This is a genomic window from Methylopila sp. Yamaguchi, from assembly GCF_002897035.1.
Classification (GTDB): Bacteria; Pseudomonadota; Alphaproteobacteria; order Rhizobiales; family Methylopilaceae; genus Methylopila.
Genome location: NZ_BAUX01000001.1, coordinates 224744 through 247542, shown reverse-complemented (window position 1 = coordinate 247542; position 22799 = coordinate 224744). Strand labels below are relative to the sequence as shown.

General features: G+C 69.9%; 23 protein-coding genes and 1 tRNA gene. 23 read left to right on the top strand and 1 reads right to left on the bottom strand.

Features of this window, described 5'->3' with window-relative positions:
- Positions 1-2 precede the first annotated feature (2 nt).
- The 4 genes from METY_RS01180 to METY_RS21335 all read left to right on the top strand — a co-directional run bounded on the left by METY_RS01180 (position 3) and on the right by METY_RS21335 (position 6069).
- Complete coding sequence (locus METY_RS01180; protein WP_103119561.1) at positions 3-3359, top strand: ATP-dependent helicase; 3357 nt, start codon at positions 3-5, stop codon at positions 3357-3359.
- Between the two features lie 85 nt (positions 3360-3444).
- The gene (locus METY_RS01175; protein ID WP_103119560.1) at positions 3445-4311 is read left to right on the top strand and encodes a multiubiquitin domain-containing protein; all 867 of its coding nucleotides are present in this window, start codon (positions 3445-3447) and stop codon (positions 4309-4311) included.
- A gap of 1 nt (position 4312) precedes the next feature.
- The gene (locus tag METY_RS01170; protein WP_103119559.1) at positions 4313-5710 is read left to right on the top strand and encodes a ThiF family adenylyltransferase; all 1398 of its coding nucleotides are present in this window, start codon (positions 4313-4315) and stop codon (positions 5708-5710) included.
- Entirely contained in the window at positions 5638-6069 is a 432-nt protein-coding gene (locus METY_RS21335; protein ID WP_346433145.1) for a DUF6527 family protein, read from the top strand. The genes METY_RS01170 and METY_RS21335 overlap by 73 nt, the downstream gene beginning before the upstream one ends.
- 255 nt (positions 6070-6324) lie before the next feature.
- Here the strand turns inward: METY_RS21335 and METY_RS01160 are convergent.
- Positions 6325-6399 (bottom strand) — tRNA-Gly (locus METY_RS01160).
- Positions 6400-6509: 110 nt separating this feature from the next.
- On the opposite strand from METY_RS01160, the gene METY_RS01155 reads away from it, so the two are divergent.
- The 19 genes from METY_RS01155 (at position 6510) to METY_RS01065 (ending at position 22756) form a co-directional block, all read left to right on the top strand.
- The gene (locus METY_RS01155) at positions 6510-7199 is read left to right on the top strand and encodes a TIGR02117 family protein (RefSeq protein ID WP_103119558.1); all 690 of its coding nucleotides are present in this window, start codon (positions 6510-6512) and stop codon (positions 7197-7199) included.
- A gap of 51 nt (positions 7200-7250) precedes the next feature.
- Positions 7251-7610 (top strand): hypothetical protein, encoded by a 360-nt coding sequence (locus tag METY_RS01150; RefSeq protein ID WP_103119557.1) that lies wholly within the window; start codon positions 7251-7253, stop codon positions 7608-7610.
- Positions 7611-7802: 192 nt separating this feature from the next.
- Complete coding sequence (gene rplU, locus METY_RS01145; RefSeq protein WP_103119556.1) at positions 7803-8126, top strand: 50S ribosomal protein L21; 324 nt, start codon at positions 7803-7805, stop codon at positions 8124-8126.
- A gap of 25 nt (positions 8127-8151) precedes the next feature.
- Positions 8152-8427, top strand: a complete 276-nt coding sequence (gene rpmA, locus METY_RS01140) for a 50S ribosomal protein L27 (RefSeq protein WP_103119555.1) — start codon at positions 8152-8154, stop codon at positions 8425-8427.
- A gap of 132 nt (positions 8428-8559) precedes the next feature.
- On the top strand, positions 8560-9678 hold the full coding sequence (locus tag METY_RS01135) for a GNAT family N-acetyltransferase (protein WP_103119554.1): 1119 nt from the start codon (positions 8560-8562) through the stop codon (positions 9676-9678).
- 69 nt (positions 9679-9747) lie between these two features.
- A complete protein-coding gene (locus METY_RS01130) occupies positions 9748-10287 on the top strand; it encodes a DUF3833 family protein (protein ID WP_103119553.1) in 540 nt (179 codons plus the stop codon).
- A gap of 235 nt (positions 10288-10522) precedes the next feature.
- Complete coding sequence (obgE, locus tag METY_RS01125) at positions 10523-11569, top strand: GTPase ObgE (protein WP_103119754.1); 1047 nt, start codon at positions 10523-10525, stop codon at positions 11567-11569.
- 41 nt (positions 11570-11610) lie between these two features.
- Positions 11611-11886: a type II toxin-antitoxin system VapB family antitoxin gene (locus tag METY_RS01120; protein ID WP_103119552.1), complete on the top strand. Its 276-nt coding sequence runs from the start codon at positions 11611-11613 to the stop codon at positions 11884-11886.
- A 5-nt stretch (positions 11887-11891) separates the two neighbouring features.
- A complete protein-coding gene (locus METY_RS01115; RefSeq protein WP_244593485.1) occupies positions 11892-12281 on the top strand; it encodes a type II toxin-antitoxin system VapC family toxin in 390 nt (129 codons plus the stop codon).
- Positions 12278-13402: a glutamate 5-kinase gene (gene proB / locus METY_RS01110; RefSeq protein ID WP_103119550.1), complete on the top strand. Its 1125-nt coding sequence runs from the start codon at positions 12278-12280 to the stop codon at positions 13400-13402. The genes METY_RS01115 and proB overlap by 4 nt, the downstream gene beginning before the upstream one ends.
- A 197-nt stretch (positions 13403-13599) precedes the next feature.
- On the top strand, positions 13600-14883 hold the full coding sequence (locus METY_RS01105; protein ID WP_103119549.1) for a glutamate-5-semialdehyde dehydrogenase: 1284 nt from the start codon (positions 13600-13602) through the stop codon (positions 14881-14883).
- Between the two features lie 65 nt (positions 14884-14948).
- Positions 14949-15518 (top strand): nicotinate-nucleotide adenylyltransferase, encoded by a 570-nt coding sequence (locus tag METY_RS01100; RefSeq protein ID WP_103119548.1) that lies wholly within the window; start codon positions 14949-14951, stop codon positions 15516-15518.
- Positions 15519-15669: 151 nt separating this feature from the next.
- Positions 15670-16050, top strand: a complete 381-nt coding sequence (gene rsfS / locus METY_RS01095; protein WP_244593466.1) for a ribosome silencing factor — start codon at positions 15670-15672, stop codon at positions 16048-16050.
- A 13-nt stretch (positions 16051-16063) separates the two neighbouring features.
- On the top strand, positions 16064-16546 hold the full coding sequence (gene rlmH / locus METY_RS01090; protein ID WP_103119547.1) for a 23S rRNA (pseudouridine(1915)-N(3))-methyltransferase RlmH: 483 nt from the start codon (positions 16064-16066) through the stop codon (positions 16544-16546).
- An 89-nt stretch (positions 16547-16635) separates the two neighbouring features.
- Positions 16636-17955 carry a murein hydrolase activator EnvC family protein gene (locus METY_RS01085; RefSeq protein WP_103119546.1) on the top strand — a complete coding sequence of 440 codons (1320 nt, stop codon included), beginning with the start codon at positions 16636-16638 and terminating at the stop codon, positions 17953-17955.
- The gene (locus METY_RS01080; protein ID WP_103119752.1) at positions 17955-19283 is read left to right on the top strand and encodes a S41 family peptidase; all 1329 of its coding nucleotides are present in this window, start codon (positions 17955-17957) and stop codon (positions 19281-19283) included. Before METY_RS01085 ends, METY_RS01080 begins: the two co-directional genes overlap by 1 nt.
- A gap of 122 nt (positions 19284-19405) precedes the next feature.
- Positions 19406-20593: a divergent polysaccharide deacetylase family protein gene (locus METY_RS01075; protein WP_103119545.1), complete on the top strand. Its 1188-nt coding sequence runs from the start codon at positions 19406-19408 to the stop codon at positions 20591-20593.
- Positions 20594-20600: 7 nt separating this feature from the next.
- Positions 20601-21104 (top strand): RNA pyrophosphohydrolase, encoded by a 504-nt coding sequence (locus METY_RS01070; RefSeq protein ID WP_103119544.1) that lies wholly within the window; start codon positions 20601-20603, stop codon positions 21102-21104.
- Positions 21105-21142: 38 nt separating this feature from the next.
- On the top strand, positions 21143-22756 hold the full coding sequence (locus METY_RS01065; RefSeq protein ID WP_200819567.1) for an AMP-binding protein: 1614 nt from the start codon (positions 21143-21145) through the stop codon (positions 22754-22756).
- The last annotated feature ends 43 nt before the right edge of the window (positions 22757-22799 follow it).

The window sequence follows — 22799 nt, the reverse complement described above, 5'->3', positions numbered from 1 at the left end:
GCATGGACGTCTGGCGCGATGTTCGTCTCAAGGCGCGCCAGCGGCACGCGGAGGCCAGGAACAAGGCATCGTCCGACGCGGCGGCGGAGTTGGTGGCGCAGGGTCTGAAACAGGCCGGATTGCAGACCGACAACTTCGAACCGGGGACGGTATACGGCGTCGGCGTCCTCGGGGCGCTGGAAAGGGACGACGGCTTCGTTCGGCTGGCCGCCAATCTCGATGGCCGCCAACGCGCCGTCGTGGCGGCTCACGAACTCGGTCATTTCGTCCTTCACGACGAAACCGCCTTCATGATCCGATCGACCGAGGCAGGGTTCGGCGGTCAGCCGATCGAGACGGGAAGCGACCGTGTTGTCGCCTACTCCCCCCGCGAGCGGCAGGAAGTCCAAGCGGACATCTTCGCGCAGGAGTTCCTGCTGCCCGCGGACAAGCTTCGCAAGTGGCTTTTCGAGGGAAAGGAGCGCCCCTCGTCCATCGCGAACGACCTCGGCTTGCCCGTCGAGTTTGTTCGGATGCAGGCCATCCGGGCGTTGCTCCTGCCTCCGCTGACGCCACCGAAGGAGGCTGAGGATAGGTCGGCCGTCACGTTCGATCTGGACCCCGAGCAGCGCGAGGCGGCCGAATGGGACGAGCGTCCCCTGATCCTCGACGCGGGTCCGGGGACGGGCAAGACGCGGACCTTGATCTCGCGGATCAAGCACTTGCTCGCCCGAAGCGAGCCGCCGTCGTCGATCCTCGCGCTGACGTTCTCGAACAAGGCCGCGGCCGAGATGATCGAGAGGGTCGAGAGGGTGGATGCTGTCGCCGCGCCCCTAATCTGGGTCGGGACCTTCCACGCCTACGGTCTTGAACTGCTTCGGCTGCACTGCCACGCTGCAGGCCTGCCTGCCGATTTCAAGGTCCTCGACGAATCCGGACAGTTGGCGCTGCTGGAAAGCGTGCTCGGCGAGCTCCGGCTCGACCATTTCCAGAACCTGTGGGACCCGACGCTTGAACTTCGCCCGATCCTACGCGCGATCTCCCGGGCCAAGGACGAGATGATCTCCGACCATGACTACCTTGCGGCCGCACGTGCCGCGCTCGCCGCCGCGACGACCGCCCAGGACATTGAGCGGGCCGAGAAGGCCGTGGAGGTCGGCGAGGTCTACGAGATCTACCAACGCACCTTGGCAGCAGACGGCAGTGTCGATTTCGGCGACCTCGTCTATCGCTCGGTCCTGCTGCTGCGAGAGAGGCCCGAGGTCCGCGCGACCGTCATGGCCAAGCATCGCCATGTGCTGGTGGACGAGTATCAGGACGTCAACTTCGCCAGCACCGAGCTGCTCGACCAAATCACCGAGAGCGGCAAGCGTCTCTGGGTCGTCGCCGACCCTCGGCAGTCGATCTATCGCTTTCGCGGCGCCGCCCCCCAGAATGCGATGGGGTTCACCGACCGATACACCGGGGCCCAGCGCCGGCAGCTAAAGACCAATTACCGATCATGCGAGACGGTGGTTCGGGCCTTCGCACGCTTCGGGGCAGAGATGGCGGCTGCCCCGAAGCCGGCGGCGACCTGGAGGGCGAAGCGTGGCAGGGTCGGCTTCGTCGATCTCCTCCATGCGCCCGACCTGGCCTCAGAAGCCACGGCGATACGCGATCAGATCGAGCGGCTGAAGGGCGATGGCATCGGTTACGAGGATCAGGCAATCCTCGCCACGACCCATCTGTGCCTGGCAAGGTTCGGCCGGGCGCTTCAGGATCTCGGCGTTCCGGTCCTCTATCTCGGCGACCTCTTCGAGCGACCGGAGATTCGCGACCTGCTCTCGCTGGTCTCGCTGGGTAGCGATCGAGGCGGTGTCGGGTTGGTCCGCGTCGCCCGGTTCCCCCAATACGGCGTGTCGAGGTCCGACGCCGTGGCGTTGCTGCGGCATGCGCGGGAGACGGGTCAGGAGGTCATCGCGGCCTGCGCGAAAGCGGACGAGGTTCCGGGCCTTAGCGAAGCGAGCTCCGAGGCGTTGAAGCTCCTGGCGCGGCACCTCGACGGCGTCGAGTGGAAGACGAGCGCCTGGCACCTGCTCAGCCACTATCTCCTCGAATCCAGCGACTACCTTCGTCCCATACTGGAAGTCGGCGACGTCCGCTCCCAGCAGCGCCTCGTCGCCATCTACCAGTTGCTCAAGTTCTGCCGCGAGCACTACGACGCCAACCGGTCGGTCGCTGGTCGACGCAAGCTGCTTGACGATATCCGCAGGCTGGAGAGGCTCGACGACGACCGGCAATTCCGGATCGTGCCGCCCGAGGCCAGCGGCATCCCCGCGGTCCGTATGATGACGGTGCACGCCTCGAAGGGCCTGGAGTTCCGCGCCGTTCACCTCCCGCAGGTCGCGACGCGCACGGTGCCGGGGCCCAAACGCCCGCAGCGTTGCCCCGCGCCGGTCGGGATGGAACGGTTGGAAATATCGAAGGACCAGCACGACGCCGAGACGGAATGCCTCTTCTTCGTCGCCCTGTCGCGAGCCCGCGACGTGATGTCGATCAGCAGCGCGGCGCGCTACACAGAGAGCCAGACCTGCAACCCTTCCAAGTTCCTGGAGCGGATGCCCGGAGTGCTGCCCGCATCGCGAACCGTGGCGACCGCCACAGGGAGCAAGCGGTCCGAGCCGATGTCTCCCACGGTCCCGCAGGAAATCCATCAGGGCCGGCATCTCGATATCTACATGAAGTGCCCGGCCCGGTATCGCTACGAGGTGCTCGATGGCCTTCGCGGCGGCGAGGAGGACAGCGCTTATCTCCGGTTCCATGGCTGTGTCAGGCAAACCGTCCGATGGATCTTCGAGGAACGTCGGAAGGGTCGGACCGTGACCGCTGCCGCCGCGATCGAGCAGCTGGAGGCGATCTGGGCCGAACACGGCCCCAAGCATGGTTTCGAGCCGCTCTACCGCGCCGAGGCGAGACGGATGGTGGAAGGCTCGGTGTCGGCTTTGGTAGAGGGTGAGGACGTGGGCACGGAATGGACTGCCGCGTTGGGCGGCAAGACGATCACGTTGCGGCCGGACCGAGTTCTGGAAACGGCCTCCGGCGTCGTGGCGCAGCGGCTGAAGACCGGTCGCAAGTCGAAGTCTGAGGAGGAGAAGGCCGAGTGGGCCTTGATGGGCGTCGCCGCCGCGCAGGCGTTCCCGGGCCGCAGGATCGACCTTGAAGCCTTTTACCCGGCTAAGGCCGGCAGGGTGCCGATCGTCCCGACGAAGGGCGGGAAGGCGGTCTCGGACTATTCCGACGCCATCGCGGGCATAGAGAAAGGCGACTTCACTCCCTCGCCGGGAAGGGAATGCCCGACCTGCCAATACTATTTCGTCTGCACATCGGAGGATTCTTTTTAGGGCGATTACCGAATCCGCCCAGCTCGCTTCGCTACTCGAATGGAAGGGTCGGCATCCGCCGCCCAGACATCGAGACGAGGTCGTCATGAACCACTCCACCCACCCCCCTTCGCCCCACTTCGAGATCCTGATCGGCAACGCCGAGCTCGACTTCCGCCGCATCGCAATCCCCGATCCGATCGTGACCGGGCGCCAGATCCTGGAGGCGGCCGGCGCCCGGCCCGTCGACGAGCACCTGGCGATCGCCCTGCTTCCGGACGGCGCGCTGGAGACCCTGCGCCAGGAAGAGCTGTTCGATCTCCGCGCCAAGGGAGCCGAGAAGGTCCTGGTCTTCCGGACCGATCGCTCCTTCCGCTTCAAGATCGACGATCGCGAGGGCGAATGGGGTCCCAACCTGATCAGCGGGTTGGTCCTTAAGAAGAACGCCGGCGTCGACCCTCGCACCCACGACGTCTATCAGGAGATCCGGGGCGGCGAGGATCTTCTCATCCGCGACGGCGACCTGGTCGACCTGTCGAAGGCGGGCGTCGAGAAGTTCTTCACCGCGATCGCGCAGACGACCGAGGGCCTCTCGATCGTGTTGCCCCCGCGCGACGTCGCCTATCTCGAGGGTCGCGGCATCGCCTACGAGGACGGCAGCCAGCCGGGTCAGGCGGGCGTGGTGCTGAAGGGCATCGCGCTGCCGGACGGCAAGTTCGACGCCGCCTCCGCCGATATCCTGGTGGTTCTGCCGCCGGGATATCCGGACTGCCCGCCCGACATGTTCTACTGCCTGCCGTGGCTCAAGCTGCGGGGCGCGAACAGGTATCCGCGCGCGGCCGATCAGCAGCACCCCTTCCGCGGCCAGATCTGGCAGCGCTGGTCGCGGCACAACAACACGTGGCGGCCCGGGATCGATGGCATCCACACGATGGTCAAGCGCATCGAGCGCGCCCTCGCGGAGGCGGCCTGACATGATCGACATGATCCTCATCGAGGGGCACGAAGCCGAGCTTCGCGCGCTTCTCTCCTCGGCCGACGGCGCCGAGGCCGCGGCTTACGTTCTCTTCGGCGTGGCCGACATCGCGTCGGACCCCTGGACCGGCCTGCGCAGGCGACGGCTGGTCTCCCATGAGGTGGTTCCGGTGCCTGACGAGGATCGCGTCTCCGCCTCCGGCGTTCACGTCACCTGGTCAACGCGGTCTTTCGTCCGACTCCTCAAAAATGCTGAGGAGCGCGGCCTGGTCCTGGGCATCGCCCACACCCATCCCGGAAGCACGGCCTTTTTCTCGGACCAGGACGACCGCAACGAGAAGGACCTCCTCAGGATTGTCTCGAACCGCTCCGGCGATGGGCACGGCTTCGCCAGCGTCGTCATGGGCGGCGACGGCTCGATCTGCGCGCGGCATTGGACGAGCCCCGACCGCTCCGAGGCGTGCGAGCGGGTCCTGGTCTCGGGGCGCAAGCTCATCCTTCACGGCGTCGGGGCGATGCCTGTCGAGGAGGTGCTGGATCGTCAGGCCCGCCTGTTCGGCCCGGCCTTTAACCCGCTCGTTCGCAGCCTGCGCGTCGGGATCGTGGGGTGCGGCGGCACCGGAAGCCCGACCGCCATGTTGCTGGCGCGGCTCGGGATCGGCCATCTCCTCCTGGTCGACGACGACACGATCGAGCTGACGAACCTCAATCGCGTCCACGGCTCGCGTCTCGACGACGTCAGGGCGAAGGCGTCGAAGGTCGACGTCCTGGCCCGCGAGATCCGCGGGGCCGAGATCGGAGTGCAGGTCGCCACCTTCCGTGGATGGGTCGGCGATGCGGACGTGCGCGATGCCATGCGCTCATGCGACGTGATCTTCGGCTGCACGGACGATCACGATGGCCGGCTCTTCCTCAACAGGCTGGCGTATTACTACGGCATACCGGTCATCGACATGGGCGTCCGGATCATCCCGAAGAGCAAGGACCGGCCCTACGAGATGGCCGGCCGCGTGACCGTGGTGGCGTCTGGGACGCCCTGCCTGCTCTGCCGTGGACTGATCGATCCCGTGCGAGCGCGCGACGAAGCCCTGCGCCGCACCGGCCCCGACGAGTTCGAGCGCCGGAAGGCGGAGGCCTACGTCTCCGGAGGCGGCGACCCCGCGCCGGTCGTCGTGACCTTCACCACGGAAACAGCCTGCATGGCCGTCAATGAATTGCTCCATGCCCTGACAGCCTTCCGCGGCGATGAGGGGATGAAGCCCGAACGCCGCCGCCGCTTCGACGCAATCGAGGAGCGAACCACGACCTGCTCGCCTCGGCAGGAATGCGAGCAGTGCGCGACCCCGAAGATTTGGGGCCGGGCCGACGTGGCGCCCTTCCTGCACAGGATCGGCTAGCAATGTTGAAGAGGTTCATTGCGAGGACGTTGCGGCGCTTCGGCTTCATCGAGTTCGATTTCTTGGCGAGCCGGGCACGGTCGTATCCGTCCGAACCCGAGCTCAGGCCCGGCGAGGTCGTGCACGTGGTCGACGGCGGATTCGAGAAATGGGCTTGCCTGAAATGCCCCGGCGGGTGCGGAGCGACGATCCCGCTTTCGCTAAGCCAGAAGCGTAGACCGCGATGGGAGATCGCCCTGGACTGGTTCGGCCGCCCGACCGTCAAGCCGTCCGTCCATCAACAGAACGACTGCGGGTGCCATTTTTGGATCAGGCACGGCCGCATCGACTGGTGCAAGGATGGCAGGCCGAGATCCTAGCGCATGCCGCCGCTTCCGGGGCCGCTTCGCCTCCCGAGCGGACATTCGAATAGGCAGGGCGGAAGGTCTGCACCGGGTCAAGACCGCTCCATGACGATCTCGAAGGCGCGCAACCCTATAATGGTGTTGTCCGCCGGTGGTCTGTAACCGAGGCGTAACCGCGGCTCTAATGTTCCTCTCGAACCTTCCCCGCCGCCAACCGCCAAAAACGACGAAAGCCGCGGAGCTACCCGCGGCTTTCGTCGTTTGGTCGACTGGAGCGGGCGATGGGATTCGAACCCACGACCCCAACCTTGGCAAGGTTGTGCTCTACCCCTGAGCTACGCCCGCCCGCTTTCGTCGACCGTCGACGCTGCCGCCGACGAGGCGCTTCCTATGCCGCAGCCGCCGGAGGAATGCAAGGCGGGTAACATCGCTTTTTTTGAACCGCGGAGAGGCCTGTGGACGGAGCGCGCGCGGCGCGGACGATCGTGGCGGGGCTGCTCGGTCTGGTCGAGGCTCTCGCCGCGGCGGGGCTGCTCTATCTCGCCGCCGCTGCGACCGGGTCGATCCCCTTAGGCTCCTTGGCGACGGCCATGGCCGGCCGACGGGTCACGATCTTCGTCGTCGACAACGGCTACCACGTCGATCTCGTGCTCCCGACTGTCGATCCGTCGAAGGACTGGCGGCCTCTACTCGACGCGTCCCCCATCGCCGCGCCTGGCCGCGCCGCGCCTTGGGTCGCCTTCGGCTGGGGCTCGCGCGCCGCCTACACGGAGATCGGCGCGCTGAGCGACCTCTCGGTCGGCGCGATGGCGCGGGCGCTCGCCTTCGACCTGACGGTGATGCACGTCCTGCCCGTCGCGCGCATCCGCGCGGAGAGCGCCAACGTCCGGACCGTCGAAATCGCCGCGCCGCTCTACGCCGCCATGACGGCGCGGATCGAGGCCTCGTTCGCCCGCGACGCCGAAGGGCGCGTCCAGCCTCTGGCGGGAGCGACGCAGGGCTACGGCGACGCCTACTTCGCGGCCGTCGGCGCGTTCTCGCCGGTCCGCACCTGCAACGTTTGGGCCGGGGAGATGCTGCGCGCGGGCGGGGTCCCGGTCGGCGCCTGGACGCCGTTCGCGGCCCCGCTGATGAAGGGGCTTTGACGTCGCCGCCCCATGGGCGTGAGATGGAGCCTTCCTGCGGGGGAGGGACTCATGGCGACGTTTCGGATGCCGCTCGGGGGCGACGTCACTCAGGCGTTTCGCATCTTCACGTCGGCCTTCAACATGGTCGGCAACAGCTTCAGCCTGTTCACCGTCAACATGGGCCTGTCGAAGGCGCCGGAGGTGGAGGCCGAGGTGATCGACACGGTCGGCAGCTACGGCCGCCAGCTCGGCCGCATCGGCGACGCGCTGGCCGTGCTGGTCACTCACTTCGAGCCGAAGGGCAAGCTGACGCCCGAGGAGGACCGCGCCCTCCGGGCTCTGCGCGTCATGCTTGACGAGATCGCCGACATCAAACAGGCGCACGGGCGGGCGCCGCTGCGGCCGCGGACGATGGAGCCCGCGTCTTGATAGCGGAACGGGGCTCCGCGACGCGCCTTCGCGGTTGACCGGAAGCCCGCTCCCGCTGTAGAGACACGCGCTGGCGCGGTGGGACCTCTCATCCGCGCCATTCCGTTTGGGCGACACGACCCAGACTGACAAAAAGCCGCGCCAAGGGCATTCCGCCTCGGGAGCGCGTTATGAACACGGGACTTTGAAACGATGTTCGCAGTCATCAAGACCGGCGGCAAGCAGCACCGGGTCGCCGAAGGCGACGTGATCACGGTCGGCAAGCTCGAGGGCGAGGCCGGCTCCACAGTGAATTTTGGCGAGATTCTCTTCATCGGTTCGGGCGACGACGTGACGTTCGGCGCGCCCTTCGTCTCGGGCGCCTCGGTCGCGGCCGAAATCGTCGAGCACGCGCGCGGCGCGAAGGTCATCGCCTTCAAGAAGCGCCGCCGCCAGAACTCGAAGCGCAAGCGCGGCCACCGTCAGGACCATACGATCGTCAAGATCGTCGGCCTGACCGGCGCCTCCAAGAACTGACCGGCTCGAGAAAAGGAGAACTCCGATGGCTCACAAGAAGGCAGGCGGCTCCTCCCGCAACGGCCGCGACTCCGAAGGCCGGCGCCTCGGCGTGAAGAAGTTCGGCGGCGAGCGCGTCATTCCGGGCAACATCCTCGTGCGTCAGCGCGGCACCAAGTGGCATCCGGGCGTCAACGTCGGCATGGGCAAGGACCACACCCTGTTCGCGACCGTCGAAGGCCAAGTGCTGTTCGTATCGAAAGCCAACGGCCGCACTTACGTGAACGTCACTGCCGCCCAGGCGGCCGAAGCTGCGGAATGACGGCGGGTTGAAGCGACGCTTCCCGCCGGGCCCAAGACCCCCGGCGGATCACGACAGGACCGAATAGGTCCGGACCGACGGGGGAGACGGGCGACCGTTCTCCCCCGTCGCCGTTTCGGAAGGTCCGGTTCGATGTCGATGCTGTTCGATGAAGGTCTGTTGCTCGAAGACTGTACCACCGCGGAGACGATCGTCCGCCTCCGCCGCCTGACCCTGAACGACGCCCCGGCGATCGCCGCGGCCTTGGGCGACTTCGCCGTCGCCCGAAACCTCACGCAGGTCCCCCATCCCTACGGTCTCGACGACGCCGAGGCCTGGCTGAAAAGCGTCGCCGACCGCCGCGACATGCTCGCGGCCGGCGTTTCGGTGGACGGCGCGCTCGGAGGCGTCGTCGCGATCGACGCCTCCGGGGCGACGCCGGAGCTCGGCTATTGGCTGGCCGCGCCGTTCCAGGGCCGCGGGGTCGGCCGGCTGGCGGTGCGGGCCTTCCTCGACTTCGCCTTCGCCGCGACAGACCTCGCGACGATCGACGCTGGGCATATGCTCGACAATCCCGCCTCGGGGCGGCTTCTGGCGCGGCTCGGGTTCCGGCCGACCGGCGAGACCGATGCGTTTTCGAAGGCGCGCGGCGCGACCGTGCGGCTCGCCACCTCGACGCTTGAACGCGCCGCCTGGACAAACGGCCAGCCGGCGATCGAGACCCCGCGCCTCAGCCTGCGCATGCCCACGCGCGCGGACGTCGCCGAGATCGCGCGGGCCGCCGAGGCGCCGATCGGCCTCGCCACCGCGCCCTTCGCCGAACTCGCCCTCACGGCGGAAGCCCAGGCGTTCGTCCTGCGGGCGGCGCGCGAGATGCGGCCGACCAACCTCAGCCTGATCCTGCGGCTCAAGGAGGAGCGCACGGTGGTGGGCGGCGTCGGCTGGCGGTCGGTCGAGCCGGGCGTGGTCGAGCTCGGCTTCTGGCTCGGCGCGGCCCACCGTGGCCGCGGGCTGATGGTGGAGGCGGCGCGGGCGACGCTCGAGGCGGCCTTCCTCGGCGGCGGCGCCAAAGCCGCGCGCGCCAATTGCCGGGCGAGCGATTGGGCCTCGCGCCAGGTGCTGATCCGCTGCGGATTCCAGTGGGAGGGCTCGACTCTGGTGCGGCCGGCGTCCGGCGGCTCGCTGGCGGCGGACCGCTTCCGCCTCGATCGCGACACCTTCCTCTCGTTCCGGGAGTGGGCCGCGGCGGACGTCCGGGCGTTCGGGGGCTGAAGGCGCGGCATCCGCGGCGGCGGGAACGACGTATCCACGTCGACCGTCCCGTCGCCGGAGGCATCGTCCATGCGCCGTCTCCTTGCCGCTCTCGCCCTTCCGCTCGGTCTCACCGCCTGCGCCGGCGCGCCGAAGGTCGCCGGCGAAGATGGTTCGGGCCCCGCCTTCGCGCTCGAGCGGACCTTCGCCGGCCGGGGGACGGGGCGGGGCGTGTTCCGCAACACGCTCACCGGCTCGACCCGGCCGTTCAAGGTGGTTTTCAACGGCCGCCGCACCGCGCAGGGGCTCGAGCTCGCCGAGGACATCGCCTACGCCGATGGCGAGACCGAGCGCCACGTCTGGCGCTTCCGCCGCGTCGGTCCCGGCCGCTACGAGGGCCGTCGCGACGACGTGGTGGGCGTCGCGACGGGCGTAGAGAGCGGCAACACCTTGCGGCTCTCTTACGACGTGAAGCTCAAGACCGGCGGAAGCACGGCGCAGGTGCATTTCGAGGATACGCTGGTGCTGCGCGGCCCCGGCGCGGTCGAGAACAAGGCCCGCGTGTCCAAGCTCGGCGTGCCCATCGGCACGGTGGACATCGCCATCCGCATGGCCGCCCCGCGCCGCTGACCTTCGGACGTTCGCTTGCGCGCGAAATGTGCTAGAGCCTGCGCGAAAGCAGTTTGGCCGGTGGCCGGCTGCCGCGCACGGCCGCACGCCGCCATGCCCGCTTTTGGCGGACGTCCACGAGCCTCCCCTGACGTCGAACGCGACGCTCAAGTCGTGGACGCCCGCCAAAAGCGGGCATGAGGCGTTTGTCGCGAGCCCTCGCGCGCCTGACACGCCAGACGACGAAGCGACGTTCATGAAATTCCTCGACCAGGCCAAAGTCTATGTGCGTTCCGGCGACGGGGGCGCGGGCTGCGTCTCGTTCCGGCGCGAGAAGTTCATCGAGTTCGGCGGTCCTGACGGCGGCGACGGCGGTCGCGGCGGCAGCGTCATCGTGGAGTGCGTACAGGGCCTCAACACCCTGATCGACTACCGCTTCAAGCAACACTTTAAGGCCAAGACCGGCGTCCACGGGATGGGCAAGAACCGCACCGGCGCGAACGGGGCGGACGTGATCATGAAGGTGCCGGTGGGCACCCAGATCCTGGACGAGGACGAGGAGACGCTGCTCTTCGACTTCACTGAGGTCGGCCAGCGCTACGTGCTCGCCAAGGGCGGAAACGGCGGCTTCGGCAACGCCTATTTCACCACCTCGACCAATCAGGCGCCCCGCCGGGCGAACCCCGGCCAGGAGGGCGAAGAGCGCTGGATCTGGCTGCGGCTGAAGCTGATCGCAGACGCGGGCCTCGTCGGCCTGCCGAACGCCGGCAAGTCCACCTTCCTCGCAGCCGTCTCCGCCGCGAAGCCGAAGATCGCGGACTATCCCTTCACCACGCTGCACCCGAACCTCGGGGTGGTCGGCGTCGACGGCCGCGAGTTCGTGATGGCCGACATTCCGGGTCTGATCGAGGGCGCGCACGAGGGCGTCGGCCTCGGCGACCGCTTCCTCGGCCACGTCGAGCGCTGCCGCGTGCTGCTGCATCTGGTGGACGGGACCTCCGAGCACGCGGGCGACGCCTACAAGGTGGTGCGGGCGGAGCTCGAGGCCTATGGCGGCGGGCTGACCGACAAGCCCGAGATCGTCGCGCTGTCCAAGGCCGACGCGCTCTCGCCCGAACTTCGCAAGCAGCAGCTCCAGCGGCTCAAGCGCGCGGCGAAGACGACCCCGGTCGTGCTGTCCGCCCAGTCCGGCGAGGCGATCGAGGCGACGCTGCGCCAGCTGCTCGGCGTGATCGACGAGGCCAAGGGCGTCGAGGCCGCCGAAGCCATGCCGCAGATCGCGGCGGAGGCGTGGCGGCCGTAACGGCGCGGGTGTAGGCTAGCTCCCGGTAAGGGAGAGCTAGCATGGCCCGGCAGCTGAACGTTCGGAGCGATGAGGCTTATGAAATCGCTCGAAACGTCGCGGATATCACCGGCAAGCCGGTCGCGGAGGTCGTGCTTGACGCCCTTCGCGCGCATGGCGCGAAATTCCGGGACGCTTCGCAAGTGACCGCTACGCAGAAGGCCAACATCGACGCCCTACGCGCCGCGGCCCGGCGCGCCAAAGCCAACATGAAGCCGGGCGTCTCGGTCGAGGACGTGATGAACGACATGTACGACGAGCAAGGTCTTCCGCGTTGATCGCGGTGGACTCGTCGGCTCTCGTCGCGATTGCGAAGAACGAGTCGGAAGGGGAAGCGTTCGCGCAGGTCATAGGCGTGGCCGAGGCGCTCGTCGGCGCTCCGACCCTTCTCGAGACCCGGATCGTTCTTCAATCGCTGATGTCGGACGGCGCCGATCGCTTCATCGACGACATCGCCTCCAATCCGGCGGTGACGGTCGTCGCGTTCACGGCGGACCACTACCGACTGGCCGCCGAAGCCTTCCAGAGATATGGCCGTGGCCGCGGCCATCCCGCCAAGCTCAACTTCGGCGATTGCATGAGCTATGCGATCGCGAAGTTTCATAACGCGCCTTTGCTCTTCAAGGGCGACGACTTCGTCCACACCGACATCGAGCCTGCGTACCGCCCGTGACCGCTCCCTCGCTCGCCTCCTTCAACCGCATCGTCGTCAAGATCGGCTCGGCGCTGCTCGTCGATCAGGTCGCGGGGGCGCTCAAGCGCTCCTGGCTCGAAAGCCTCGCGGCCGATCTCGCGCGCCACGCCGCCCGCGGCGCGGAGGTGATCGTGGTGTCCTCGGGGGCGATCGCGCTCGGCCGCACGGTGCTCGGGCTGCCGCGCGGCGCGCTCCGGCTGGAGGACAGCCAGGCCGCCGCCGCGGTGGGACAGATCGCTCTGGCCCGCGCCTGGTCCGAGGTTCTGGGCGACCACAGGCTAACCGCAGGTCAACTTCTGCTCACCCTCGGGGACACCGAGGAGCGTCGGCGCTACCTCAACGCGCGCGCCACGCTCGCCCGCCTGCTGGCGCTGAAGGCCATCCCGGTCGTGAACGAAAACGACACCGTCGCGACCTCAGAGATCCGCTACGGCGACAACGACCGTCTGGCGGCCCGGGTCGCGTCGATGGCGAGCGCAGACTGCCTGGTGCTGCTGTCCGACATCGACGGCCTCTACACGGCGCCCCCCGCCCAGGACCCGACCGCCACGCTGATCCCGATCGTCGAGCGCGTGACCGCCTCGGTGGAGTCGATCGCAGGCGGCGCGGCGTCGGAGTTTTCACGCGGCGGGATGCGCACCAAGGTCGAGGCCGCCCGGATCGCGACCGGCGCCGGCATCCACATGATGATCGCCTCGGGCAAGGTCGACAGCCCGCTGTCGGTGGTGGAGCAGGGCGGCCGGTGCACCTGGTTCCTGCCGCACGACAATCCGGCCCAGTCCCGCAAGCGCTGGATCGCCGGCGTGCTCTCGCCGCGCGGCGAGATTCATGTCGACGCCGGCGCGGCCTCGGCGCTGAACCGCGGGCGTTCGTTGCTCCCAGCCGGCGTCGTCCGAGTGGACGGACATTTTTCGCGCGGCGAGGCGGTGATCGTGCGCGCGCCGGACGGCGTCGAGGTAGCGCGCGGTCTGGTGTCCTACGACTCCGGCGACGCGAACCGCCTGCGCGGCAAGCCGACCGCCGAGATCGAGCAGGTGCTCGGCTTCAAGGGACGGCCGGCCATCATCCACCGCGACGATCTCGTCCTGACGGGGGCGTAAAGCGCGCCGTCGTCCTCCGGCTTGACCGGAGGACCCACCGGCGGCGTCGAGCGCGACGCCCGACATGGATGGTCCGGTCAAGCCGGACCATGACGCGCGAATGGCTTGGGAACGCATGCAGGTCCGTTCAGCGCTCGCCGCATAATGACGCGGCTTCCGAAACGCGCTAAAGGGCGCGTTCCCTTGGAGGTGCAGTCATGTCCGCCGCCGCCGAACGGCTCATCGAGATCGACGCCATCATGCTGGAGGTGGGCCGGAGCGCCCGCGCCGCCGCGAAGACGCTCGCGCTCGCAGCCCGACCGGCGAAGGACGAAGCCCTCAAGGCCGCGGCGCGCCGCCTGTTCGCGACCGAGCGCCAGATCCTCACCGCGAACGAGGCGGACCTCGCGGCCGCCCGGGCGTCCGGGGTCGCCGCGTCCTTCCTCGACCGGCTGACGCTCACCCCGGCCCGGATCAAGGGCATGGCCGACGGCCTCGAAGCCGTCGCGGCGCTGGCCGACCCCGTCGGCGAGACGACGGCCGCCTGGACGCGGCCGAACGGCCTCGCGATCGAGCGCGTGCGCACGCCGCTCGGCGTCATCGGCGTGATCTACGAGAGCCGCCCCAACGTCACCGCCGACGCCGGCGCGTTGTGCCTCAAGGCCGGCAACGCCGCGATCCTGCGCGGCGGCACGGACAGCTTCCGCTCCTCGGCCACGATCCAAGCGGCGCTCGCCTTCGGCCTCGCCGAGGCCGGCCTGCCTGAGGACGCGGTCCAACTCGTGCCGACGCGCGACCGCGCGGCGGTCGGCTCCATGCTCGCTGGCCTCGACGGCAACATTGACGTCATAGTGCCCCGCGGCGGCAAGGGCCTCGTCGCCCGCGTGCAGGCGGAGGCGCGGGTGCCGGTGTTCGCCCACCTCGACGGCAACAACCATGTCTTCGTCGCGGCCGGCGCGGACCTCGCCATGGCGCGGTCGATCCTGATGAACGCAAAGATGCGCCGCACGGGCGTCTGCGGAGCCGCCGAGACGCTGCTGGTCGATCGCGCCGTCGCCGCCAGCCACCTGGCGCCGTTGGTGACGGACCTGCTCGACGCCGGCTGCGCGGTGCGCGGCGACGCGGAGACCCGGCTGGTCGATCCGCGCGTGACCCCGGCGACCGACGAGGACTGGCGCACCGAGTTCCTCGACGCGATCATCGCGGTGCGGGTGGTCGACGGCCTCGAGGGCGCGCTCACGCACATCGACGCCTACGGTTCGCACCACACCGACGCGATCGTCACGGCCGATGAGGCGGAGGCGGCGCGCTTCCTGGCCGAGGTCGACAGCGCGATCGTGCTGCACAACGCCTCGACCCAGTTCGCGGACGGCGGCGAATTCGGCTTCGGGGCCGAGATCGGCATCGCGACCGGCCGCCTGCACGCCCGCGGGCCGGTGGGGCTGGAGCAACTGACGACCTTCAACTACCGCGTCCGCGGGACGGGCCAGACTCGTCCGTGAACCGCAGGGCCCGGGGCGCGGCGGGTCGCGTCGGCACGCCGGCGCTGCCGCCGCACGCTCCGGGCATGCGAATCGGCCTGTTCGGCGGCTCGTTCAATCCGGCGCACGCGGGCCATCGGCTAGCGACGCTCACCGCCATGAAGCGGCTGAGGCTCGACCGGGTGTGGTGGTTGGTGACGCCCGGCAATCCGCTGAAGGACAACGCAAAATTGCCGCCGGTGGGGGAGCGCGTGGCGGCGGCCCAGGCGGTCGCGCGCCATCCGCGCATCGTCGCCACCGGTTTCGAGGACGCGCTCGGCGCCCGCTTCACCCACGACACGATCGCGCATCTCGCCCGCCGGGCCACGGGCGTGGCCTTTGTGTGGATCATGGGAGCCGACAGCCTCGAGACGTTTCACATGTGGGAGCGCTGGCGCGCGATCGCGGCCACCGTCCCGATCGCCGTGGTCGACCGCCCCGGCGCGACGCTTTCCGCAATCCGCGCCCGGGCGGCCGCCCGAATGGCGGGACGGCGCGTTCCGGAGGCCGCCGCGGCCGAACTCGCCGGCTCGCCGCCGCCGGCCTGGACCTTCCTGCACGGCCCCCGTTCGCCGCTGTCGTCCACCGCGCTGCGCGGCGCCCGACACGATTCGTGAACGCTGCGGGCGCTTTCCTCGGCTCAGGCGGTTGAAAAAGTGCCTGCGAAACCGTTAATGTGGAAGCGGTCGGAGAAGCCTCCGGCTTAAGAGGACGGCTGACGGAAGGCGAAGACCCCTGTCCACCATAGCGCTGAAGGAGACGCCGTTGATGGCGCCTCATATCGGCGGCGGAACGCCCGATGCGGCGAACCCGGCGCTGCTTCACCTCATCCTCGATGTGCTCGACGACAACAAGGCGGAAGACACCGTAGTCATCGACCTGCGCGGAAAATCCGCGCTGGCCGACGAGATGGTGATCGCCACCGGTCGCTCGAACCGGCATGTAGGCTCGATCGCCGACAAGCTCGTCGAGGAGCTCCGCGCCCAGGGGCACGGCAAGGCCCTGGTCGAGGGGCTGCCCCATTGCGACTGGGTGCTGATCGACGCCGGCGACGTGATCATTCACGTCTTCCGTCCGGAGGTCCGCGCCTTCTACAACCTCGAGAAAATGTGGTCCGCCGACCGCCCGGTCGAAGTCTCGGCGTCCTGACCGCCGCGCCGCGATGCGTCTCGTCATTGCGGCCGTCGGCCGGCTGAAGGCCGGACCGGAACGCGAGCTCGTGAGCCGTTATGTCGAGCGCGCGGGCCAGGTCGGCCGCGGGATCGCGCTTTCGGCGCCGGAGATCGTGGAACTCGACGAGAGCCGCGCCCGCAGGCCGGACGACCGCAAGCGGGACGAAGCCGCGGCGCTCGCCGCCGCGCTCGATCCCGAACTTTTGATCTACGCGCTGGACGAGGGCGGCAGGTCGCCCACCAGCGAGGCCTTCGCCGCAGACCTCGGCCGCCGGCGGGACGACGGCGCGGCGGGGGTGGCCTTCGTGATCGGCGGAGCGGACGGGCTGGCCGAGGAGTTTCTGGCGCGCTCCGCGGCGAAGCTCGCCTTCGGAGCGATGACCTGGCCGCACCAGATCGTGCGCCTGCTGCTCGCCGAACAGCTCTACCGCGCCGCGACCATTCTCGCGGGCCATCCCTACCATCGCTCCTGAGCCGCGACGGCGGCCCCGTTGCGGGCCGGCCGAAAACCCGGCAGGTGTGGTTAGCGAAACCTTAAGCCTCAGGCCGCTCAAATCCTCCCATGAGCCGACTTCGCCTTCTCCGCGCGCTCGGGCTCGGCGCCGCCTTGGCCGCGGCGTCGGGGGCGTTCGCGCGCGCCCAGGACCGGCCGCCGCCGGCCGTCTCCGAGGACCAGCGCAAGGCCCTCGACGAGAAGCGCGACGCGCTGCGGGCGGCCGACGAGGAGCGTCAGCGCATCGCAGCCGAGATCGAGGCGCTGAAGGGCGAGCGCGGCAAGCTGCAGGCCGCCCTGATCGACGCCGCCGGCGCCATTCGGCAGCGCGAGCCTCAGGTCGCCGAGCGCGAGACGCGCATCGCCGAGATGGCCGAATCGGAACGGCAGCTGAAAGCCTCGCTGCTCGCGCGGCGCGACGTGCTCGCGGAGGTGATCGCCGCCCTGCAGCGGATGGGGCGGCAGCCGCCCCCCGCGTTGCTGGTGCGCCCCAACGACGCCTTGGAGGCGGTGCGCTCCGCGATCCTGCTGGGCGCTGTGGTGCCGGACATGCGCGCGGAGGCCGAATCGCTCGGCTCGGACCTGCGCGAGATGTCCCGGCTCAAGGCCATGATGACCGACGAGCGCGACGAGCTGGCCGGCGAACTCGCCGACCTCGGACGCGAACGCGCGCGCCTCGCCGCGCTCATGGACGAGCGCCAGCGCCGCCTCGGCGCCCGCGAGACCGATCTCGCGGGCGAGACCGCCAGGGCGCAGGCGATCGCCCGCGACGTGAAGGATCTCGAGGAGCTGGTCGCCCGCGTCGAGCAGGAGGTCGCCGGCGCGCGCGCGGCGGCCGAGGCGGCGCAGGCCGCGGCGGCGGCCGGTCGCCCGGCAGGGGACGAGACGCGGCGCAAGGTCGATCTCGCGGCTCTCCACGACGCCACGCGGCTCGCGCCGGCGCTGCCCTTCGCGGAGACGCGCGGCATGCTGCCGCTGCCGGTGGCGGGTCAGAAGCTGCGCGATTTCGGCCGGCCGAACGGCGCCGGCGGCGCGGAACAGGGGCTTTCGCTCGCCGCCCGGCCCGGCGCGCCGGTCACGGCGCCCGCGGACGGCTGGGTGGTTTACGCAGGGCCGTTCCGCTCCTACGGGCAACTCTTGATCCTCGACGCCGGCGGCGGCTATCATATCCTTCTTGCGGGAATGGAGCGGATCACTGTCGGGCTCAAGCAGTTCGTCCTCGCGGGCGAACCGGTGGCCGTGATGAGCGGGGATCCTTCCGGAGCGACGCCGACCGCCGCAGCCGGAGCTCAGAAATCCGTGCTATATGTCGAGTTCCGCAAGGACGGCGGCTCGATCGACCCGACCCCATGGTGGGCCGGCGTCCCAGGCGAAAAGGTAGGCGGATGATGCGAAAGGTTTCCCTGGTCCTGCTCGGAGCCGTCCTCGGCGCCTCCGCGGCGGGCATGGCGCTTCAGCCGCGGGCGTTCTTCGGCTCCGCCGCGGAAGCGGCAGGCAACGCTGACACCTACCGGCAGCTCAACCTGTTCGGCGACGTGTTCGAGCGCGTGCGCTCGGACTACGTCGAGAAGCCGGACGACGCCAAGCTGATCGAATCGGCCGTCAACGGCATGCTCTCCGGGCTCGATCCCCATTCGAGCTTCATGGACGCCAAGGCGTTCAAGGACATGCAGACGCAGACCTCCGGCGAGTTCGGCGGCCTCGGCATCGAAGTGCAGATGTTCGAGAACCAGATTCGCGTCGAAGGCGCGATCGACGACACGCCCGCCGCGCGCGCCGGCGTCCGCGCCAAGGACATCATCACCGAGCTCGACGGCAAGTCGATCCAGGGCCTCAGCCTGAACCAGGCCGTGGAGAAGATGCGCGGGCCGGTCAACACGCCGATCGAGCTGACGGTGCAGCGCGAAGGCGCCGCCGAGCCGGTCAAGATCAAGATCGTCCGCGACGTCATCCGGATCCGTTCGGTGAAGTTCAACGTCGAGGGCGACGACATCGGCTACATCCGCGTCAGCCAGTTCAATCAGCAGACCTTCGAGGGCCTGAAGAAGGCGCTTGAGGACTTCGACCAGAAGATCGGCAAGGACAAGCTCAAGGGCTACGTGCTCGACCTGCGCAACAACCCGGGCGGCCTGCTCGACCAGGCGATCGCGGTCTCCGACGCGTTCTTGGAGCGCGGCGAGATCGTGTCCACCCGCGGCCGCAACCCCGACGAATCGCAGCGGTTCAACGCGCGCTCCGGCGACCTCGCCAAGGGCAAGCCGATCATCGTGCTGGTGAACGGCGGCTCGGCCTCGGCCTCCGAGATCGTGGCCGGCGCGCTGCAGGACCACCGCCGCGCGACGGTGCTCGGCACCCGCTCCTTCGGCAAGGGCTCGGTTCAGACCATCATCCCGCTCGGCGGCAACGGCGCGATCCGCCTGACGACCGCGCGCTACTACACGCCCTCGGGCAAGTCGATCCAGGCCAAGGGCATCGTCCCGGACATCGAGAGCGTCCAGGAGATCCCCGACGACGTGAAGGGCAAGGACGAGACCAAGGGCGAGGCCGGCCTGAAGGGCCACCTGAAGAACGGCGACGACGAGGCGTCCGGCTCGTCGGCCTATGTTCCGGCCGACAAGAAGGACGACAAGCAGCTCAACTACGCGCTCGACCTGCTGCGCGGCATCCAGAGCAACGCCAACTTCCCGCCGGCGGCGAAGTCCTCCAGCGCCAACTGACGGTCTTCCCAAAGACCCTCATCTTCCGCGGCCGTCTCCGGCGAAAGCCTGAGGCGGCCGCGTCACGAATCCGCTATGATTCGCAGCGCGCCAACCGGGACGGCGCGCAGCGATCCGGGGCGATGACCCACGACGATCTCGAAAAGCCCGTTGAGGGCAGACTGGCGAAGACGCGGGCCGCGGCCGCGCGTCGGCGTCCGCGCGTCGACCCGGCGGCGGCGGTGGCGGCCGCAGCCCTCGCGATCCTGGCCTTCGGCGGCGTCTGGGCGATCGTCGTGACCGACCCGCTCGGCGGCCAGCCCGTCGTGACGGCGGCGATCGAGCGGCGCGGCGCGGCCGCCCCGGAGGCCGCGGCCCCCGAAGCCCATGCCGCGACGAAGCCGGAAGAGACGTCCCGCGACGGAGTGCCGATCGTGCGGCCCGGCGATCCCATGCCGAAGAGCGGCCCGGTCATCATTCGGGTGCCCGGCGCGGAGGACGGGCGCACGGCCCAGAGCGGCGCGCGGGCGGCCCCGGGCGAGATCGACAAGGCGCTTCTGGAGGACAGCCGCTACGGCGGGCTGCCGCGCGTCGCGGCCGACGGCCGGCGGCCGCTCGACGCCTACGCCCGCGGCGCGGAGGCGCGCGATGGCGCGCGGGTCGCTCTGGTCGTCGGCGGACTGGGCGTCGGCCGGGAGGCGACGCTGCAGGCGCTGGCGGCCTTGCCGGCGGAGGTGTCGGTCGCGTTTTCGCCCTATGGGTCGGACGTCGCCGATCTCGTCGCCAAGGCGCGCGGGGGCGGCCGCGAGGTGCTGCTCCAGGCGCCGATGGAGCCGTTCGACTACCCGGCCAACGACCCCGGCCCGCAGACGCTGCTGACCAATCTGCCGGCCTCCGCCAACCTCGAGCGGCTGCGCTGGTCCCTTGGCCGCGCCGAAGGCTATGTCGGCTTGGCCCCCCTCGCCGGCGCCCGCTTCCTCGAGACCGAGCCGGCGCTGCAGCCGATCTTCGTGGAGCTCGCCCGGCGCGGGCTGATGTTCATCGGCGGCGCGCCCAATCGCGCCGACAAGGCCTCGCCGATCGCCGGCCAAGCGGGGTTGCCCTTCGCCCGTCCCGCCGTCGTGGTCGACGCCGAGTCCGACGCGGAGGGCGTGGACGTGGCGCTCGCCCGCCTCGAACGCGAAGCGCGTTCGGGAAAGGTCGCCGTCGGGTGGGCCACGCTGTCGCCCCTGCTCCTGAAACGCGTAGACATCTGGCGGGCGGGCCTGGCGGAGCGCGGCGTCGCGCTCGTCCCCGTCAGCGCCGCCGGCGGCGCGCAGACCCGATCGTGACCCGCCCATGACCGATCTCCCCTACCGCCGCTGCGTCGGCATCATGCTCGTCAACGCGGGAGGCCAGGTCTTCATCGGCCGGCGCAAGGGAGGCGACGTCGAGCCCAAGGTCCGCGCCTACGAGTGGCAGATGCCCCAGGGGGGCATCGACCGGGGCGAGGAGCCGCTGACGGCCGCGAAGCGCGAGCTCTACGAGGAGACCGGCGTGTCGTCGGTCGAGCTGATCGCCGAGTCCCCCGCGTGGTACGCCTACGACTTCCCGCCGGAGGTGCTGGCGCGCACCCGCTCCGGGCGCTACCGCGGCCAGACGCAGCGTTGGTTCGCCTTTCGCTTCACCGGGCCCGACGCCGAGATCAACGTGGCCTCGCCCGGCGGCCACAAGGCCGAGTTCTCGGACTGGCGGTGGGCCGATTTGGCCGAACTGCCGGAGCTGATCGTGCCGTTCAAGCGCGGCGTCTACGACGAGGTGCTCAAGGCCTTCGCGCCGGTCGTCAAGGCGTCCGACGCGTGAGCGGCGGAGAACCGGCGCGGCTCGGCGGGGACGCCGTGCTGCTGCCGGAAATCAGGGACTACGACCGGCTCCGCGCCGCCTTCGACTGGAACCTGCCGGCGCGCTTCAGCATCGCAGAAGCCATCTGCGACCGCTGGGCGATCGACGAGCCCGACCGCGTCGCGGTGCTCGTCAAACGGCCCGGCGAGGCGCTCGCCCCGACCACCTACGGCGAGATCCGCGCGGCGTCGCATGCGCTCGCCGCAGGCCTCGCCGCGCGCGGCGTCATGCGGGGCGATCGAGTCGGGGTGATGCTGCCGCAAGGGGCGGAGGCGATCGTCGCCCATGTGGCGATCTCCCGGCTCGGCGGCATCGCCATGCCGCTCGCGCTCGCCTTCGGGCCGGACGCGCTGGCGCACCGCCTGACCGACGCCGGCGCCAAGGCCGTCGTCACCACGGCGGCCGGAATCGAGCGGCTGGCCGGCATGGCGACGCCCGCTCCGGCGCTCGAGATCGTGGTCTGCGTCGATGGCGCCGACGGCGACGCGCTCGGCTACGAGGCCCTGCTCGCTGAGGGTGGGACGGCGCCGGAGGTCGAGCTCGGACCCGAAGCGCCCGCGCTGATGATCTACACCTCCGGCACGACCGGCGCGGCCAAGGGCGCGCTGCACGCCGGCCGGGTGCTGATCGGGCATCTGCCGGGCTTCCGGATGACCCATGATTTCCTGCCGAGGGCCGGCGACCGCGCTTGGACGCCGGCGGACTGGGCCTGGGCCGGCGGCCTGCTCAACCTTGCGATGCCGGCGCTGCACTACGGCGTGCCGGTGGTCGCGCAGCCCCGCGCCAAGTTCGATCCCGAGGCCGCCTTCGCGCTGCTGGAGGAAGGCGAGGTCCGGAACGCCTTCGTGCCGCCCACCGCCCTCCGGCTGATGGCCGCGGTCGCGAAGCCGCGCGAGCGGTTCCGGCTGGAGCTGAGGTCGGTGGTGTCCGCCGGCGAGGCCTTGGGCGAGACGGCGTTTCGCTGGGCCCAGGACGAGCTCGGCCTCATCGTCAACGAGGTCTACGGCCAGACCGAGTGCAACTACGTGCTGGCCTCCGCCGCCGGCGTCGGCGTGTCGCGGCCGGGCTTCATCGGCAAGCCCACGCCGGGCCACGAGGTGGCGCTGTTCGACCCCGAGGGACGCCCCTGCGCCCCGGGCGAGCCGGGGGAAATCTGCGTGCGCCGGCCGGACCCGGTCATGTTCCTCGGCTACTGGAACCAGCCGGAGGCGACCGCGGCCAAGTTCCGCGGCGAGTGGATGACGACCGGAGATCAGGCGGTCGCGGACCAAGACGGCTACGTGCGCTTCATCGGCCGCGACGACGACGTCATCACCTCCTCCGGCTACCGCGTCGGCCCGACGGAGATCGAGGACTGTCTGTCGCGCCATCCGGCGGTGGCGCTCGCGGCGGTGGTCGGCAAGCCCGACCCGACCCGCACCCAGATCGTGAAGGCCTTCGTGCAGCTGCGCGAGGGCGTTGTCGGCGACGACGCGCTGGCCGACGCGATCCGAACCTTCGTCCGCGACCGGCTCTCGGCGCACGAATATCCGCGCGAGGTGGAGTTCGTCGCCGAGCTGCCGCTGACGACCACGGGCAAGGTCATCCGCCGCCTGCTCCGCGAGCGGGGGTAGGCGTCATCCCCGTCGCCGCAAAGCGGAGGGCCGGGATCATCCT